Raw genomic sequence first — 18054 nt, forward strand, 5'->3', positions numbered from 1 at the left:
CATCAGGCGTCTGCGGCCACCATGTCCTGGCCACGGAGCCGTTGGGAGATGACGGTGGTGATGCCGTCGCCGCGCATGCTGACGCCGTACAGCGCGTCGGCCACCTCCATCGTCGGCTTCTGGTGGGTGATGACGATCAGCTGGGACTTCTCCCGCAGCTGCTCGAACAATCCGATGAGGCGACGCAGGTTGGTGTCGTCCAGCGCGGCTTCCACCTCGTCCATCACATAGAAGGGAGACGGCCTGGCGCGGAAGATCGCCACGAGCATCGCCACGGCCGTGAGCGATTTCTCACCGCCGGAGAGCAACGACAGCCGCTTGACCTTCTTGCCGGGCGGCCGGGCCTCCACCTCGATGCCGGTCGTCAGCATGTCGGACGGGTCGGTGAGCACCAGCCTGCCCTCGCCGCCGGGGAACAGTTTCGCGAAGACCTGGACGAATTCGCGTTCGACGTCCGCATAGGCCTCGGTGAACACCTGCAGAATGCGGGCATCGACGTCGGCGACGACACCGAGGAGGTCCTTGCGGGCGGTCTTCACGTCCTCGAGCTGTGTCGAGAGGAAGTTGTAGCGCTCCTCGAGCGCGGCGAACTCCTCGAGCGCCAGCGGGTTGACCTTCCCGAGCGTCGCCAGGTCCTTCTCGGCACGTTTCGCGCGACGTTCCTGCGTGGTTCGGTCGTACGGAACCGGTGCGGGCATCGTGACCTGTTCGCCGCGCTCCTTCGCCTGCTCGTACTCCTCCATCTCGAGTGCGGACGGCGGCAGCGCGACATCGGGACCGTATTCGGCGATGAGATCGTCCAGGCCGATCCCGTGCTGGTCGAGGATCGCCTCCTCGAGTTGTTCGATGCGCAGTGCGGCCTGGGCGCGGGCCACCTCGTCGCGGTGCACGGCGTCGGTGAGCGACGCCAGCTGTCCGGTCAGCTGACGCACCCTCTCCTTCACCTGTTCGAGTTGGGTCGTCCGCTCGGTGCGGGCCCGGGCGAGTTCGTCCCGGTGTGCCATCGCTGAGTCGACGACCTCTCCGAGGTGCTCGGCCACCCGTTGTCCTGACTCGGCGACCGCCGCTGCGACGGCGGCGGCGTTCTGCCGGGCCTTCATCGCGCGTTCCGCGCGGGCACGCGCGTCGCGTTCCACCTGGGCGGCGCGGCGCAGCGAATCGGCCTTGCCGCGCACGGACTCGGCCCGTTCCTCGGCCGTGCGCACGGACAGCCGGGCTTCGACCTCCACGGCCCGCACTTCCGCCAGGGCCGCGGCCGCCATCTCGCGATCGATGCTCGTCGAATCGGAAGCACCCGTGTCGGCGCCGGCGGGCGAGGCGTCCTGTTCCGCCATCCGCAGCCGTTCCTCGAGTTCGGCCAGCGCGGTGAGCGTGTCCTCGCGACCGCTCTCGGCCTTGTCCCGCTGCGCCATGAGCCGATCGGATTCGGCGTGCGCGGCGCGGGCGGCCTGGCCGAGGCGGCCGAGGCGTTCGTAGATGGCCGACATCGCGGCGTCGGACTCGTTCAGCGCGGCCAGTGCCTGCTCGGCGTTCTCCTTGCGGTCGGCCTGTTCCGCGACGGCGCCGGACAGTGCCGCGGACAATTCCTCGGCGCGACGTTCGGCGCGGGCGAGGTCCTGCACCGAGTTGTCGATGGCGGCCTGGACCTCGAGGGTGCTCGGCTGGCGGTCCGAGCCGCCGCTCATCCAGCCCGCCCCGAGGAGATCACCGTCGCGGGTGACGGCGCGCACGTCGGGTCTGCGCCGGACGTGTTCGACGGCGTCGTCGAGGGAGTCGACCACGACCACTCCGCCCAGAAGAGCCGCGAGCCCGGTCCGCAGTTCGGCGGGGCAGTCGATGACGTCGACGGCCCACCGGGCGCCGGAATCCAGGTGCCCGCCGTTCGGCACGGCCTGATCGGTGCCGATGACCAGGGACGCCCGACCGCTGTCCGTCTCCTTCAGCGCACCGACCGCGCCGCGGGCGGCGTCGAGGGATTCGGCGACGACGGCGTCCGCGGCGGGGCCCATCGCTGCCGCGACGGCACCCTCGTACCCCTTCTCGACGGTGATGAGGCCACCGATCGGTCCCCGGATTCCGTGCCCGCCCCGGTTCTCGACGAGCCAGCCGGCGCCGTCCTTGCGTTCGAGGCCCATCGACAGCGCGTCGATCCGGGCGCGCAGCGACGCCACTTCCTGCCCGGCGGCGCGTTCCTCGGACTGAAGTTCGGTGACGCGTTCGGTGACCAGGCGAAGCGCCTCGACGGCACGCTCGTGGTGGGAGTCGAGCCCGAGTTCACCGGCGTCGAGGTCGCCGATCTCGTCCTGGACGACCTCGAACTCGGATTGTGCGGCGTCGCCGCGTTGCCGGGCCTCGTCGATCGCGACGGTCAGCCGGGACACTTCGGCGTCGACGGAGTCGGCGCGGGTGCGCAGCGTGTCGACCTGCCCGGACAGCCGGGCCAGGCCTTCCCGGCGGTCGGCGATCGCCCGCACCGCCGCCATGTGGGCCCGTTCCGCGTCGGCAGCGGTCTCCTCCCCCAGCGCCAGTTGCTCCTTGGCCGCGTCCAGCGCCGCGCGGGCCATTTCAACGGCTTCGACGAGTTCCATTTCCTCCGCGGCGATCCGGTCGGCGCGGGCCTCCATCTCGTCCGGATCCTGACCGCGGTTCGCGGACGGCTCGGAGTCGAGGTGGCGCGCCCGCTCGCGGGCGATGCGGATGGTCGCGTTGACTCGCTCCGCGAGCGCCGACAGCTGGAACCACGTCTGCGCGGCCGCTTCGGCACCCGGTGTGAGCCTCGACAGTTCCTGCTCGTGCCGTCCCAGCTCGAGATTGGCCTCGTCGAGCGCCTCGGTGACCTGGTCGTGCTGTTCGCGGGCGACCTTCTCGTCCTGCGCCTGGTCGGCCAGCTCCTCACGCCGCGTCACCAGGTCGTCGGCCGCGAGCCGCAGCTTCGCATCACGCAGGTCGGCCTGCACGGTCTGCGCGCGGCGCGCCACCTCGGCCTGCCGCCCGAGTGGTTTGAGCTGGCGCCGCAGTTCCGCCGTGAGGTCGTTCAGGCGCGCCAGGTTGGCCTGCATCGCGTCGAGTTTGCGGACCGCTTTTTCCTTGCGTTTGCGGTGCTTGAGCACCCCGGCCGCCTCTTCGATGAACGCGCGCCGGTCTTCCGGGCGCGATTCGAGGATGGCGGCGAGGCGGCCCTGCCCGACGATCACGTGCATCTCCCGGCCGATACCGGAGTCGCTGAGCAGTTCCTGCACGTCCATCAGCCGGCACGAGCTGCCGTTGATCTCGTATTCGCCGGCGCCGTCACGGAACATGCGCCGGGTGATCGATACCTCGGAGTAGTCGATCGGCAGGGCGCCGTCGGAGTTGTCGATGGTCAGCGTCACCTCGGCGCGCCCGAGGGGCGCCCGCCCGGCGGTGCCGGCGAAGATGACGTCGTCCATCTTGCCGCCGCGCAGCGCCTTCGCCCCCTGCTCACCCATCACCCAGGTGAGGGCGTCGACGACGTTGGACTTACCCGACCCGTTCGGTCCTACGACACAGGTGATTCCCGGCTCGAATCGCAGAGTCGTTGCGGACGCAAAGGATTTGAATCCCTTCAGCGTCAGACTCTTCAGATGCATGACGGAGAACTTTACCTTCGGTTCACCGTTCGACGAACCCGGTGAGGTCGCCGCGGGGGGAATCCCATTGCTCCACGACGAGATCCACCGCGCCCGGCGTGTCTCCCGACCGCAACAGCGTCAGCAGGGTGTCCAGCTTGTCCCGGGGCCCCTCGGCGATGACGAGTACCCGGCCGTCCTTCTGGTTGGCGGCGTATCCGACGAGGCCGAGCTCGAGTGCGCGGGCGCGGGTCCACCACCGGAATCCGACGCCCTGCACGTACCCGTGCACCCATGCGGTCATTCTCTCCATGTCCGTCACGACCGTTCGAGCTTGTAGATCTTCCCGGTGAAGCTGGTGGCGTAGAGCGCGTCCGGGTCCCAGCCCGGTCCGGCGCCGAAGCGCACCGAGGACACGAGGGGCAGTCCGGACGCCAACGCGCAGCTCTCCCCCGTCGCCGGATCGACGCGGACCACCTTGCCGCCGCCGTTGTAGGCGACGTACACGATCCCGTCCGGTCCGACGGTGAGGTCGTCGGCCGCGTTGAGTGGCCCGGAGCCGGGCAACTCGACGGACACGACGGGACCGCGCAGGTCGTCCTCGCGGAGGATGCGCAGCGTGGTCGTGGTGTCGAACGTCGTGACCGTGTACACGTTGCCATCGTGCACGGCGAGTCCGTCGACCGTTCCCAGATCGGTGCGCACGACCTCCGGTGTGTGAGGATCCTCGGCCGGGACGCGGGTCAGTCCGGCGCCGGAGCCGAGATTCCGCGCGGTGAGGATGTCGCCGTTGCTCAGCCGGACGAGCCCGTTCGGCATGACCAGCCCCTCGGCCACGGTGCTCGTGTCACCGGTGTCGATGTTCACGACGTCGACGGTGCCACTCGCCGAACCCGTCACCCCGGAGGCGAAGGAATTCCCCGTGGCGAAGTACGCGTCGGCGCCGTCCACGGCGATCCCGCCCGGCGACTCGACCTCGGGCACGATCGGGGTGACGGTGCCGTCGGGGCTGACGCCGTCCAGGGCTCCGCCGCCCACCAGGCCCGTCCGCGACACCAGCATGGTGCCCGCGCCGTCGAAGGCCAGGTTCTCGAGCACGCCCGCGCCGGACGTCACCTCCGACACCGACCACGGGGTGCAGGCGCCGCCGGGGGGCGAGAACGCGGGCCCGGCCGCGGCCGGCGCGACCACGAGCAGACCGGCGCAGAGCGCCGACCCGCCCGCGAGTGCGGCGAGCTCACGCCGCATCATTGTTCCTTCTCGACGGTCAACGTCACTTTCGTCCCGGCCTTCAGTGTCCGCCCGACCGTGCACACCTTGTCGACCGACCGTTCGACGAGCGTGACCAGACGCTCCTGCGCGTCGGCGTCGAGTTCGCTGAGATCGAGTTCGAGCACCTCGTCGAGCTGCGGGTACACCTCGTTCTCCCGGTCGGCGGCGCCGGACACCCGGATGGTGGCCTCGTAGTTGTCGCCCAGGCGCCGCGACAGCGGGAAGTCCGAGCTCATTCCGCTGCACGCGGCGAGTGCGATCTTCAGAAGTTCACCGGGAGTGAACACGCCCTCCACGCCCTCGGAGCCGATCAGGACCTCGGCGCCGCGGGAGCTGCGGCCGGTGTACAGCCGGGTGCCCGTTCGCTCGACCCACAGTGAGGTGGGCGCCGTCGTGTCGGAAGTCTGTTCTGCCATGCGCTCAATCCTGCCACCGATGGGCACAACGCCAGGTAGGCGGGTGGGCGGCACCGGTTTCCACTGATTTGTGAACGCCGATTCTCAGCAGTGGGAACCGGTGGGCCGTAGGGTGAACCGACCAATGACGCCGAGACGTAGCGGGGAATGCAGATGGGCCAGATCGGTAGTGCGGGAGAACGCCGACTCCAATCCGAGTACGGCACCGAAGATCGTGCCGCCAAGTTCTACTCGGATCAGATGCTGGACCATCTCAATCCGACGATGATCGAGTTCGTCGGGCGCCAGGAAATCGCGTTCATCGCCACCGCCGACGCGTCCGGCGAGTGCGACAACAGCCTGCGTGCCGGGACACCGGGATTCGTGCACGTCATCGACTCGAAGACCCTCGCGTACCCGGAGTACCGCGGCAACGGCGTCATGGCGAGCCTCGGCAACATCCTGGAAAACCCGCACGTCGGAATCATTCTCGTGGACTTCGTGCAGGACCTCATCGGATTGCACGTGAACGGTTCGGCCCGGATCGTCGACGACGAGGTCCTTCGCTCCGAGATCGCGGATCTGCCGGTGGACCACTCCGGCGGGCGGATCCCGGAACGCTGGGTGGTGGTGGACGTGGAGGAGGCATACATCCACTGCCGCAAGCACATTCCGAGGATGGCACCGGTTCCCCGGCACCGCGAATGGGGAACCGACGACGTGAAACGCAAGGGCGGCGACTACTTCGACGCCAAGGCGACGCCGCGCCACGACTCCGACGGACAGGTTGTCGAGGAACCCGCGCCCGCCGAACTCACCCGGGTCATCGCGCCGGGCTTCTCCGTGGCGCCGGCTGGCACTTCGGGCAACTGAACGACGAGCGGTTCATGAACTTCTCCCGCCGGATCGCGGTGCCGCAGCGAGGGCACGGGCGATCCTCCTGACCGTAGGCGGACAGGGAGCGGTCGAAGTAGCCCGACTCGCCGTTGACGTTCACGTACAACGCGTCGAAGGACGTGCCGCCCTGGGTGAGCGCCTCGCGCATGACTTGCTGGGCGGCGGTGAGCACAGCACGAATCCGAGGACCGGTCAGCCTGTCGGTGAGCCGATTTCCGTGGATCTGCGCGCGCCACAACGCCTCGTCCGCGTAGATGTTGCCGATGCCGGAGACGACGGTCTGGTCCAGCAGCACACGTTTGATCTCGGTGTGCTTGCCGCGCACCACCTTCACGGTGGCCGCGAGGTCGAAACGCGGATCCAGTGGGTCGCGGGCGATGTGCGCCACCGAGTCCGGCACGAGTGAGCCGTCGACCTCGACGAGGGGCGCGAGCGCCCAGCCCCCGAACGTCCGCTGGTCCACGAACCTGAGGTCGAGACCGGAATCGAGCCGGGCCCGGATACGCAGATGCTTCTCGGTCGGCAATTCCGGTGGCTGCACGAGCATTTGACCACTCATACCGAGATGGACCACGAGTGCGACCGTGCTGGGGTCGAGGACCAGCCACAGATACTTTCCGCGGCGGTCGGCGCCCGCGATACGTTCGCCGGTGAGCTGTCCGGCGAGGTCGGCCGCGCCGGGCAGGTGACGCCGGATCGCCCGCGGGTGCAGGATGTCCACGGAATCGATCGACGCCCCCACGATGTGGCGTTCGAGTCCGCGCCGGACTACCTCGACTTCGGGTAGTTCAGGCACTGACGTCGTCGGTCGCTACGTCGGGCCCCGCGTCGGACAACGCGTTCCACGCCGTGCTCGCGGCCTTCTGCTCGGCCTCTTTCTTGGAGCGGCCGATACCGACGCCGAGGGGCTTGCCGCCGACGATCACGGTGGCGGTGAACTCCTTGTCGTGATCCGGACCTGTCGCGGTGATCTCGTACGCCGGAACTCCGACGCCACGCTCCGCGGTCAGCTCCTGCAGGCTCGTCTTCCAGTCCAGGCCCGCGCCGAGGCGGGGGGCTCGCTGGAGGAGGTCGCTGAAGAGATCGAGTACGACGCGTCGCGCCGTCTCGATTCCGTGCTCGAGGTGGATGGCACCGAGAATCGACTCCATGCCGTCGGCCAGGATGCTCGGCTTGTCGCGGCCGCCGGTCATCTCCTCGCCCTTCCCGAGCAGGAGATGGGCACCGAGACCGCCCTCACCGAGGCTGCGCGCCACTTCCGCGAGCGCGTGCATGTTCACGATGCTCGCCCGGATCTTCGCGAGGTCGCCCTCGGATTTGTCGGGGTGCGCGAGGTAGAGCTTCTCCGTGACGGTGACTCCGAGTACGGAGTCACCGAGAAACTCGAGACGCTCGTTGGTGGGCAGACCACCGTTCTCGTACGCATACGAGCGGTGCGTCAGCGCCAGGGTGAGCAGTGAAGGCTCGATTTCTACGCCGAGGGCGGCGAGGAGGGATGCATGATCCTCCTCGCCGCCGGCGGGTGTATTACTGATGTCGCTCGTCACAACGCCTCTCCGTGGAGAATTAGACGGCGGCAGTGACCTGGCGGCCCTTGTATGTGCCACACGACGGGCACGCGACGTGGGGCAGCGTCTTCTCGCCGCAGCCACGGTTGGGGCAGGTGACGAGGGTAGGCACAGTGGTCTTCCACTGGCTGCGACGCGACCTCGTGTTGGATCGCGACATTCTGCGCTTGGGGACAGCCACTTCTACTTCTCCTCGGCTTCGTTGTTCACAAGATTCTTGCTGGGTTCCGAATCCACGCCAAATTTGGCTGCAAGACCAGCCCAGCGAGGATCAAGTATGTCATGCCCGTGGCCAGATTCGGCAATCGCCAGGCGAACGCCACATTCTGGGCACAATCCTTGGCAGTCGTCACTGCAGAGCGGCTGCAATGGCAGTGCAAGGCCGACGGCGTCGATCACGACGGGTTCGAGGTCGATCTCGTCGTCGACGACGTGATAGACCTCCCCCTCCTCCGTAGTCTCTTCCGTGGTGCTGTCCGGGTACGCGAACAGTTCCGTGAGCGTCAGGTCCACCGTGCCGGAGAACGGCTCGAGACATCTCGAGCACTCCCCGACGGTGTCGGCTCGCAAGGAACCGGTGACCAGGACCCCCTCGGATACGGCCTCCAACCGGAGATCCAGATCGATCTCCGATCCTTCCTCGATGGCGATCAGGTCGAGACCGATGCGCTGTGGCGCCGTCACCACCCGTTCCACGGTGCGCATCGAACCGGGACGACGGCCGAGTTTGACCGTGTCCAGCACGAAGTCCGCGTCCCGACGGGGACGCGATGAGCTGTGGCGATGGGATGACAACAGGCTTCACTTTCGAGAAGAGGAAAACGACAAAGGGCAACCACTCCACGATACGCAATGAGCGCGGTGGAGCCAAATTGATCGAGGGTCCCGCCGCTCAGCGGCGACGCTCGGCGCGGCGGTCGTCGACGTCGTAGTCGGAGGCGTAGTCGGGAACACCCGAACCCGTCCGCAACTGCTGACGCCCCCGCCCCACGGACCGGACCGTGCCGTTGAGGAAGTCCTCGAACTCCGCGAGCTTCGTGTCGACGTACAGGTCGCAGTCCGAGCGGAGACGATCCGATTCGGCGTGCGCGGAGTCGATCACCCGGGCCGACTCGGCGTGGGCGGCCTGGACGACCTCCGTCTGCGAGACGAGCCGCGCCTGCTCGGCCGTGCCCTCCGCGACGGACCTCTCGTAGGACGCCTTGCCCGACTCGATCATGCGATCGGCCTCGGACCGCGCCCGACCCGTGAGTGTGTCGTACTCGCGCTGACCTTCGGCGACGGAGGACTCGGCCTCGGCACGCGCGTCGGCGACCAACTGCTCGGCGTGCGCGCGGGCCTCGGCGACCATCCGGTCGGCCTGCGCCTTCGCGTCCGCCAGAATGCGGTCGGCGTCGTCGCGGGCGTTCTCGATGGTGGAGTTCGCTTCGGCGTTCGCGCTGGAGACGGTCTTCTCCGCGTTGGCGCGGGCGTCCCCCACCAGTTTGTCCTTGTGGTCCAGGACGTCCTGGGCGTCGTCGAGTTCACCGGGAATCGCATCGCGCACGTCGTCCAGCAGTTCGAGGACGTCGCCGCGGGGAACCACGCAGCCGGCGGTCATCGGTACGCCGCGTGCCTCTTCGACAATCGCGACAAGTTCGTCGAGCGCCTCGAAAACCCGGTACACAAGCAACCCCAATCGTCCGTGACCCTCAGCAGGTCGGCGCAGCCTTCCTCGTGCAAGTCTGCACGACCGGACGCCGCGGGCGGGTCCTGGCAGCCGGTGTGTCGGGTATCAGCTGCTCTCGGCGGCGCGCTCGGCGATCCTCGTGAGCAGGCGGGCGTGCACCTTCTCCGGGAGCATGTCGGAGACGTCGCCACCGAAGGTGGCCACTTCCTTCACGAGCGAACTCGACAGGTAGCTGTATGTGGGGTTGGTCGGGATGAAGAGGGTGTCGACACCACTGAGCTTCTGGTTCATCTGCGCCATCTGCAGCTCGTAGTCGAAGTCGTTGGCACCGCGCAGGCCCTTGACGATCGCCGTGATCCCTTGCTGCTTGGCGTAATCCACCAGCAGGCCGTGCCAGGAGGAGACCCGTACGTTGGGCAGATCGGCGGTCGAGTCTTCGAGCATCTCGATGCGTTCCTCGACCGTGAAGAGGCCACGCTTGTTCTTGTTGACCATGACCGTCACGATGACCTCGTCGAACTGCGCGGCAGCTCTGCCGATCACGTCAAGGTGGCCATTGGTCACGGGGTCGAAGGATCCGGGGCAGACAGCGCCAGTCATGAGTCCAGACCGTAGCAGGTCGCCAATTCGATTCTCGTCTCACCGTACTTCTTCGCCTTGACGGGCGCGAAGCCGTCGGGCCAGGCCGTCTCCGGTGACCTCGACGACCGCTCGAGCACCACGATCGAGCCGTCGCCGACCCAGCCGTTGACCCGCAGGTGACCGAGGACCGTCTGCACCGCCGCATCGTCGACGGCGTACGGCGGATCCGCCATCACCAGGTCGTACGGCCGGTCGGCGGTGCCCGCGAGCACCGCGGCAACCGGGGCGCCGCGGACTTCCGCGCCGGGCAGGCCGACCGTCGTCACGTTGTGTTTGATGATGCCTGTCGCCTTCGAGTCGGACTCGACGAGGACGACGCGATCCGCACCCCGGGACAGCGCCTCGAGGCCGAGCGCCCCCGATCCCGCGTAGAGATCGAGGACGGACGCGCCCTCGAGGTCCATCCTGCTGTGCAGGGCGCTGAACAATGCCTCGCGGACCCGGTCCGAGGTGGGCCGGGTCCCGCTCGGCGGGACTCGCAGGCGTCGACCGCCTGCGAGTCCCGCGATGATCCGAGTCACTCGCTCGCGGACTCCCCCGTCGCCACGACGGCGAGGAGGTCGCCGCCCTCCACCTGCTGGACCGAACCGATGGCCAGCCGGGAGACGGTGCCACCGCGGGGTGCGGTGATGGCGGCTTCCATCTTCATGGCCTCGATGGTGGCGATCGTGTCGCCGGCGGCGACATGCTGGCCCTCGGTGACGGCGAGGGTCACCACCCCGGCGAACGGCGCCGGCACGTGGCCGGGGTTGTTCTTGTCGGCCTTCTCCGCGGCGGGGATCTCACTGGAGATCGACCGGTCACGCACCGACACCGGACGCAACTGCCCGTTGAGGATGGCCATGACGGTGCGGTATCCACGCTCGTCCGGTTCGGAGATGGCCTCCAGCCCGATGAGCAGCTCGACACCCTGTGCGAGGCGGACCCGGTGCTCGTCGCCGCGGCGCAGTCCGTAGAAGAACTGGTTCGCCGACAGCTGCGAGGTGTCGCCGTACTTTTCCCGGTGCTCGAGGAATTCCTTCGTCGGGCCGGGGAACAGCAGCCGGTTCAGCGTCGCGCGGCGCTCCTCGGACGTGCCCGCGAGAGCCTTCTCGTCCTCCTCCGACAGCGGCACCTCGGGCTTGGCATCGCCACGGCCCTCGAGTGCCCGGGTGCGGAACGGTTCCGGCCAGCCACCGGGCGGGGTGCCCAGTTCGCCGCGCAGGAATCCGACCACCGAGTCGGGGAGGTCGAACTTCGCGGGGTTCTCCTTGAACTCCTCGGTGGAGGCGCCGGAGCCGACGAGGTGCAGGGCGAGGTCGCCGACCACCTTCGACGACGGGGTGACCTTCACGAGGCGTCCGAGCATCCGGTCGGCGGCCGCGTACTTGGCCTCGACCTCCTCGAACTTGTCGCCGAGCCCGAGTGCCACGGCCTGCGTCCGCAGGTTCGACAGCTGACCACCCGGGATCTCGTGCGTGTAGACGCGCCCGGTGGGGGCGGGCAGCCCGGACTCGAACGGGGCGTAGACCTTGCGGAGCGCCTCCCAGTACGGCTCGAGGTCGCACACGGCCTGCAGGTCCAGGCCGGTGTCGTGCTCCGAGTGCGCCGCCGCGGCCACGATCGCCGACAACGCCGGCTGGCTGGTGGTGCCCGCCATCGCGGCCGACGCGCCGTCGACGGCGTCCGCGCCGGCCTGCCACGCGGCCAGGTACGTCGCGAGCTGTCCGCCCGGGGTGTCGTGGGTGTGCACGTGCACGGGCAGGTCGAAGTTCTTCCGCAGCGCGGTCACCAGGGTGGTGGCGGCCGGGGCGCGGAGCAGTCCGGCCATGTCCTTGATCGCGATGATGTGCGCACCGGCCTCGACGATCTCCTCCGCCAGGCGCAGGTAGTAGTCGAGGGTGTACAGCTTCTCGTTCGGGTTCGACAGGTCGCCGGTGTAGGACAGGGCGACCTCGGCGAGCGAGGTGCCGGTCTCGCGGACAGCGTCGATGGCCGGCCGCATCTGGTCGACGTTGTTGAGAGCGTCGAAGATGCGGAAGATGTCGATGCCGCTGTTCGTGGCCTCCTCGACGAATGCCCGCGTCACCTTCTCCGGGTACGGGGTGTACCCGACGGTGTTCCGGCCGCGCAGCAGCATCTGCAGGCAGATGTTGGGCACGGCCTCACGCAGCGCCGACAGCCGGTACCAGGGGTCCTCGTGCAGGAAGCGCAGCGCCACGTCGTAGGTGGCACCGCCCCACGCCTCGATCGAGAGCAGTTCCGGGGTCATCCTGGCGACGTGCCCGGCGACGTCGAGCAGACCGCTGGTGCGCACACGGGTCGCGAGCAGCGACTGGTGAGCGTCGCGGAACGTGGTCTCGGTGACCGCGAGTGCCTTCTGCTCCCGCAGTGCCTTGGCGAATCCCTCCGGCCCGAGGGCGAGGAGCTTCTGGCGGCTGCCGTCCTGCGGCGGGGCGGACAGGTCGATCTGGGGCAGCTTGTCGCGCGGGTACACCGCCGACGGCCGCTCGCCGTGCGGCTTGTTGACCGTCACGTCGGCGAGGTAGGACAGGATCTTGGTGCCGCGGTCGGCGGAGCTGCGCAGCGTGAGCAGCTCGGGGCGTTCCTCGATGAACGAGGTGGTGACCCGGCCCGCCTTGAAATCGGGGTCGTCGAGCACGGCCTGCAGGAACGGGATGTTCGTCGACACGCCGCGGATGCGGAACTCGGTGACCGCGCGGCGGGCCCTGGCGACCGCGGTTTCGAGATTACGGCCGCGGCAGGTGAGCTTGACGAGCATCGAGTCGAAGTAGGCGCCCACCTCGGCGCCGAGGGTGGCACCGCCGTCGAGACGGATGCCGGCGCCGCCCGGTGTGCGGTACGCGGTGATCCGGCCGGTGTCCGGACGGAATCCGTTGGCCGGGTCCTCGGTGGTGATGCGGCACTGCAACGCCGCACCGCGCAGCGTGATCTTGTCCTGACTCAGGCCCAGATCGGCGAGGGTCTCCCCCGACGCGATCCGCAGCTGGGACTGCACGAGGTCGACGTCGGTGACCTCTTCGGTGACGGTGTGCTCAACCTGGATCCGCGGGTTCATTTCGATGAACACGTGGTTGCCGCGGGTGTCGAGGAGGAACTCGACGGTGCCCGCACAGGAGTAGTTGATCTCCTTCGCGAACGCGACGGCGTCGGCGCAGATCTTCGCCCGCAGCTCTTCCGGAAGGTTCGGGGCCGGCGCGAGTTCGATGACCTTCTGGTGCCGGCGCTGCAGCGAGCAGTCCCGCTCGAACAGGTGGATGACGTTGCCCTGACCGTCGGCCAGGATCTGGACCTCGATGTGCCGCGGGTCGACGACGGCCTGCTCGAGGAACACCGTCGGGTCACCGAACGCCGACTCGGCCTCGCGGGCGGCCGCCTCGATGGACTCCTTGAGCTGTGCCCGCTCGGCGACCCGGCGCATGCCGCGGCCACCGCCGCCTGCGACGGCCTTCACGAACAGCGGGAACTGCATGGTCTCGGCCGCGGCCAGCAACTCGTCCACATCGGCGGACGGCTCCGACGACGCCAGCACCGGCAGACCGGCCGCCTTTGCCGCGGCGATCGCGCGCGCCTTGTTTCCGGTGAGCTCGAGCACCTCGGCGGAGGGACCGACGAACGTGATGCCCGCCTCGGCGCACGCGGCAGCGAGATCCGGGTTCTCGGAGAGGAAGCCGTAGCCGGGGTAGATGGCGTCGGCGCCTGCCTGCTTGGCCGCGGAGACGATCTCGTCGACGGAGAGGTACGCCCGAACCGGGTGTCCCTCCTCGCCGATCTGATAACTCTCGTCGGCCTTCAGACGGTGGATCGAGTTCCGATCCTCGTACGGGAACACCGCAACCGTTCCAGCACCTAGTTCGTAGGCGGCACGGAAAGCGCGGATCGCAATTTCGCCACGGTTGGCGACCAGGACTTTGGAGAACATTGGAGCAAACTACCCCGTCGAAGACGGCCGTGGAGAACAGGCATCCCACATTGCAAGATTCTCCACAAAATTCACAAAGACCCCCCTGACGTGTGCGAATTCTGCAACAGACCCGAAACAGACGTGCGAAGTTCTCACGTTTTCTCCAAATATTCGATGCGGTCGGCGTCGAGCGCCGACGTCACCATCGCCGACAGCCCCGGGTGATTCTCGAGCCGCGGATCGTCCGCGATCACCGACCGCGCGAACTCGGACGCCGCCGCGATGACGTCCTCGTGGCCGAGCAGTGACAACAGCCGCAGCGTGGACGTCGTGCCCGACTGCGCCGCACCGAGGATGTCGCCCTCGCGGCGGGTGGCGAGGTCGAGTTGTGCGAGTTCGAAGCCGTCGTTGGTCGACGCCACGTTCGACAGTCGCTCATAGGCGGGGCTGCCCGGGTTCATGTCCGTGACGAGAATGCACAGCCCCTGGTGTTTGCCGCGGCCGACGCGTCCGCGCAGCTGGTGCAGCTGGCTGACGCCGAAACGGTCCGCGTCGACGATCACCATGATCGTCGCGTTCGGGACGTCGACTCCGACCTCGACCACCGTGGTGCACACGAGGACGTCGATGTCGCCGGCCGTGAAGTCGCGCATCACCGCGTCCTTCTCGTCCGCGGGCAGCCTGCCGTGCAGCAGTCCCACCCGCAGGTCGGGCATGATGTCGCCGCCCAGTTCCTCGAACACGTCGACGGCGGACTTCGTCTCGGGCGCCTTCTCGTCGAATGCGTCCTCGCCGTCGCCCTTCTCGCCGTCGCCGATGCGTGAGCACACGACGTACGCCTGCCGCCCGTCGGCCACGTCCTCGCGGATCCGTTCCCACGCCCGCGCGACCCACTGCGGCTTCTGGGACGCAGGTACCACACTGCTCTTGATCGGGGAACGCCCCTTCGGCAGCTGGCGCAGCGTCGACACCTCCAGATCGCCGAGCACGGTCATCGCGATGGTGCGGGGAATCGGCGTCGCCGTCATCACCAGCAGGTGCGGGCTCAGGCCCTCCCGCGCCCGCGACCGCAGCCGGTCGCGCTGCTCGACACCGAACCGGTGCTGCTCGTCGACGACCACCATCCCGAGGTTGAAGAATTCGACGTTGTCCTGGATCAGGGCGTGCGTACCGATGACGATTCCGGCGTCGCCGGTGATCGCCTCGTTCATGGCCGTCCGTTTGGCGGCGACACCCATCGACCCCGTCAGCAGCGCCACCCGTGTCGCCTTCTCGTGCGCCCCGAGTTCCCCGGCGGTCGCGAGGGAGCCGAGCATCGCCCGCAGCGACCGGGCGTGCTGCGTGGCGAGCACCTCGGTGGGCGCGAGCAGCGCGCACTGGTAGCCGGCGTCGACCACCTGGAGCATCGCGCGCAGCGCCACGATCGTCTTGCCCGAACCGACCTCGCCCTGCAGCAGCCTGCTCATCGGGTGCGGTTGCGCCAGATCGGCGGAGATCTCGTCGGCGACCGAATGCTGACCGTCGGTGAGCTGGAACGGGAGCATGCTCTCGAACACGTCCGCGATCCCGCCGGGCACGGGCGGGCACGCCGGGGCGACCCGCTCGGCGTTGTCGTGGCGGCGACGGGCGAGCACCAGTTGCAGCGCGGTCGCCTCGTCGAACCGCAGCCGGTCGTGGGCGTTCTCGACGTCCTCGCGAGTGTCGGGCAGGTGGACCGACCGCAGGGCTTCGTCGAGTCCGATCAGGTCCCGTTCGGCCCGGACGTTCTCCGGCAGCGGGTCGTCGACGTGGTCGAGCTGGTCCAGGATCTGGCGGACGCATTTCATGATCGTCCAGCTCTCGACGTCCCGGGTGGCGGGGTAGAGCGGGATCAGCGCGCGGTCGAACACCGACATGTCGACCCCGGCTCCGGCTTCCTGCGACGCCCGGGCGATGCCCGCGAGGTCGCCGGCGCCGCGTATCCGGCCGACGTTCACGACGGGGTCCTCGCTGCCCGCGCGAGGTTCGGGAAGGACGAGGTAGCTCGGGTGGGTAAGGCTCCACTTGCTGCGGAAGTACTTCACCGTTCCCGAGAACATCGCGCGCACGCCGGGCTTGATCACGTGCTTGACCTTCTGCGGACTGAAGAAGGTGACGTCCACGTTCTGGGTGTCGGTCGACAGGACCACCTTGAGCATGCTGCCCGGCCGGTTCTTCATCTTCACGACGGCCGCGGACGTGACCCGGGCGATGATCGTGATGTGCTCGCCTTCCGGCGGATCCTTCTCGGCGAGCTCCCGGCCCTGCGAGGCGTACCGGTGCGGGTAGTGCCGCAGCAGGTCCTCGACCGTGCGGATGTCGAACGCCTCCTCGAGCGCGTCGGCGGTCTTCTTCCCCAGCAGATGATCGAGCCGGTCGGACAATGTGGCCATCGAATTCCTCATTCCACCCCGAGTTGCAACAGATCTCCAGGTTGTCCTCCGTGGTAGATCATCACCTCGACGCCGGGGTGCCGCTGCGAGATGTGATCGGCCAGTTCGGTGTCGAGCCCCTCCGGAGCTTCCGAGCCCATCAGGAGTGTCACCAGTTCTCCACCAGCGCCGAGGACGAGGTCGACGAGCCGGCGTCCGGCCGCGACCGCGTCCGGTTCGATGACGATCACCTCGTGACCCATCAGTCCGATGCCGTCTCCCGGCTCGCACGTGCCCACGTAGGTCAGGGCACGTTCGCGGGCGATCCGCAGCGACCCCCAGCGGGTGGCGGCGGCGGCCTCGGACATCGCGAACGCGTCGTCCACCGCCTCGCGCTCGGGATCGTGCACCGCCAGGGAGGCGAGTCCCTGCACCATCGCGGACGTCGCGAGCAACAGGACCTCGTGCCGGGCGTCGCGCGCCGCGGCGCTGACCGCGACGAGTTCCTGCGCTGTCAACGCGCCGTTGGGGAGGACGAGCACCTCCGTGCGTCCCATCTGCCGGATGACGCCGAGGAGCTGGGCGCGGGTGACGGGGGCGTCGTCGCAGCGCAGGATCGTCGCGCCCTCGCTCGCGAACAGTTCGGCAGCGCCGTCTCCGGCCACGACGGCGACGATTCCCCGCTCGCCCTGATCCGGCCGTGTCCGGACCGGCGGAACGAGCAGCCCCTGGTCCCGGGCGTCCACGAGGAAGCTGCTGACCCGGATTCCGTGGATGCGTCCCGCCGCGAGTCCGGCTTCCACGGCGGCGCCCGCGTCCGTGCAGTGCACGTGCACCGACCAGCCGCCGTCGCCGTCGCCGACGATCACGATCGAGTCCCCGAGGTCGTTCAGCGCGCCGCGCAGCCCGGCCATCCGGGCCTCGTCGGACTCCGCGACCAGGTACATCACCTCGAAGTCCTGGTCCGAGCCCTCGTCGCAGTCGGGTCCGGGTCCCGGATGCGCGTGCGCTGCCTGCACCTCGCCGACGGCGACGGGTTCGGCGCGGCGCGCGGACGGGGTGCGTCGCGGGACGTGGAGTGCGATCGGCGGGCGGTCCGGCGGCGCACCCGTGACGGCGGTGACGAGCGCGTCGAGGATGACCACGAGTCCGAGTCCGCCCGCATCGACGACACCTGCGGTGCCCAGCACCTCGAGCTGCGACGGCGTCCTGGTGAGCGCGGCCGCCGCCGCGTCGGCGGCCGCGCGGGCGGTGTCCGCGATCGGAGCCTCGTCCGGGAACTCCGCTGCCGCGTCTGCGGCACAGCGCAGCACGGTGACGATGGTGCCTTCCACCAGGTAGCTCACCGCGTCCGTCACCAGGTTGGTGGCCATCAGCAGTCCGGTCCGGACCGTCCGGGTGTCGACGGCGGACGCGACGGCAGCCTCCGCGACCCCCCGCAGCACCTGGGACAGGATCACCCCGGAGTTTCCGCGCGCGCCGGCGACCGCACCGCGCGCCAGGGCGATCGCCACCTGCCGGACGTCCTTGGTGCCGCCGTCGGCGCCCGCGTACTCGTCGATCGCGCCCAGCGCCGCGCGCATCGTGAACAGCAGGTTGGTGCCGGTGTCCGAGTCCGGAATCGGAAAGACGTTGAGGCTGTTGATCTCCTCGCACCGCCGTTCCAGTCCCGCGACGGCGGTCCGCGCCCACAACTCGAGGACTCGACCGTCCATCGGGAGCTCAGGGGC

15 protein-coding genes are annotated in these 18054 nt (G+C 68.8%); 1 reads left to right on the top strand and 14 read right to left on the bottom strand.

Going from position 1 to position 18054, the window contains the following annotated elements; all coding sequences use genetic code 11:
- Positions 1 to 2: 2 nt before the first annotated feature.
- Genes smc through P3H15_RS23025 form a run of 4 tightly spaced genes read right to left on the bottom strand, consistent with a single transcriptional unit; the run spans position 3 to position 5275 of the window.
- Positions 3 to 3608 (bottom strand): chromosome segregation protein SMC, encoded by a 3606-nt coding sequence (gene smc / locus P3H15_RS23010; protein ID WP_276139344.1) that lies wholly within the window; start codon positions 3606 to 3608, stop codon positions 3 to 5.
- 22 nt (positions 3609 to 3630) lie between these two features.
- On the bottom strand, positions 3631 to 3900 hold the full coding sequence (locus tag P3H15_RS23015; protein WP_255314957.1) for an acylphosphatase: 270 nt from the start codon (positions 3898 to 3900) through the stop codon (positions 3631 to 3633).
- A 5-nt stretch (positions 3901 to 3905) separates the two neighbouring features.
- A complete protein-coding gene (locus P3H15_RS23020; RefSeq protein ID WP_346348796.1) occupies positions 3906 to 4835 on the bottom strand; it encodes a hypothetical protein in 930 nt (309 codons plus the stop codon).
- The gene (locus P3H15_RS23025) at positions 4835 to 5275 is read right to left on the bottom strand and encodes an OsmC family protein (protein ID WP_072937781.1); all 441 of its coding nucleotides are present in this window, start codon (positions 5273 to 5275) and stop codon (positions 4835 to 4837) included. The genes P3H15_RS23020 and P3H15_RS23025 overlap by 1 nt, the downstream gene beginning before the upstream one ends.
- Before the next feature lie 147 nt (positions 5276 to 5422).
- Here P3H15_RS23025 and P3H15_RS23030 point away from each other — a divergent pair, with 147 nt between their 5' ends.
- Entirely contained in the window at positions 5423 to 6127 is a 705-nt protein-coding gene (locus P3H15_RS23030) for a pyridoxamine 5'-phosphate oxidase family protein (protein ID WP_276139346.1), read from the top strand.
- Here the strand turns inward: P3H15_RS23030 and mutM are convergent.
- The 10 genes from mutM to P3H15_RS23080 form a co-directional block, all read right to left on the bottom strand.
- A complete protein-coding gene (mutM, locus tag P3H15_RS23035; protein WP_276139347.1) occupies positions 6078 to 6947 on the bottom strand; it encodes a bifunctional DNA-formamidopyrimidine glycosylase/DNA-(apurinic or apyrimidinic site) lyase in 870 nt (289 codons plus the stop codon). The two genes, P3H15_RS23030 and mutM, sit on opposite strands and share 50 nt — an antisense overlap.
- On the bottom strand, positions 6940 to 7698 hold the full coding sequence (rnc, locus tag P3H15_RS23040) for a ribonuclease III (RefSeq protein WP_072937778.1): 759 nt from the start codon (positions 7696 to 7698) through the stop codon (positions 6940 to 6942). Before rnc ends, mutM begins: the two co-directional genes overlap by 8 nt.
- Before the next feature lie 19 nt (positions 7699 to 7717).
- Entirely contained in the window at positions 7718 to 7900 is a 183-nt protein-coding gene (gene rpmF / locus P3H15_RS23045; protein WP_005240446.1) for a 50S ribosomal protein L32, read from the bottom strand.
- A 2-nt stretch (positions 7901 to 7902) separates the two neighbouring features.
- Positions 7903 to 8463, bottom strand: coding sequence for a DUF177 domain-containing protein (locus P3H15_RS23050; RefSeq protein WP_276139348.1), 561 nt, complete (start codon positions 8461 to 8463; stop codon positions 7903 to 7905).
- Positions 8464 to 8611: 148 nt separating this feature from the next.
- Complete coding sequence (locus P3H15_RS23055; protein WP_072937776.1) at positions 8612 to 9385, bottom strand: DivIVA domain-containing protein; 774 nt, start codon at positions 9383 to 9385, stop codon at positions 8612 to 8614.
- A gap of 108 nt (positions 9386 to 9493) precedes the next feature.
- Positions 9494 to 9988, bottom strand: a complete 495-nt coding sequence (coaD, locus tag P3H15_RS23060) for a pantetheine-phosphate adenylyltransferase (protein WP_015890262.1) — start codon at positions 9986 to 9988, stop codon at positions 9494 to 9496.
- Entirely contained in the window at positions 9985 to 10551 is a 567-nt protein-coding gene (gene rsmD, locus P3H15_RS23065; RefSeq protein ID WP_276139349.1) for a 16S rRNA (guanine(966)-N(2))-methyltransferase RsmD, read from the bottom strand. The genes coaD and rsmD overlap by 4 nt, the downstream gene beginning before the upstream one ends.
- On the bottom strand, positions 10548 to 13952 hold the full coding sequence (locus P3H15_RS23070; protein WP_276139350.1) for a pyruvate carboxylase: 3405 nt from the start codon (positions 13950 to 13952) through the stop codon (positions 10548 to 10550). The genes rsmD and P3H15_RS23070 overlap by 4 nt, the downstream gene beginning before the upstream one ends.
- A 134-nt stretch (positions 13953 to 14086) precedes the next feature.
- Positions 14087 to 16345, bottom strand: a complete 2259-nt coding sequence (gene recG, locus P3H15_RS23075) for an ATP-dependent DNA helicase RecG (RefSeq protein ID WP_276139351.1) — start codon at positions 16343 to 16345, stop codon at positions 14087 to 14089.
- An 8-nt stretch (positions 16346 to 16353) separates the two neighbouring features.
- Positions 16354 to 18039, bottom strand: coding sequence for a DAK2 domain-containing protein (locus P3H15_RS23080; protein ID WP_276139365.1), 1686 nt, complete (start codon positions 18037 to 18039; stop codon positions 16354 to 16356).
- Between the last annotated feature and the right edge of the window lie 15 nt (positions 18040 to 18054).

This window comes from Rhodococcus sp. T2V (genome assembly GCF_029269925.1).
Taxonomy (GTDB): domain Bacteria; phylum Actinomycetota; class Actinomycetes; order Mycobacteriales; family Mycobacteriaceae; genus Rhodococcus_F; species Rhodococcus_F koreensis.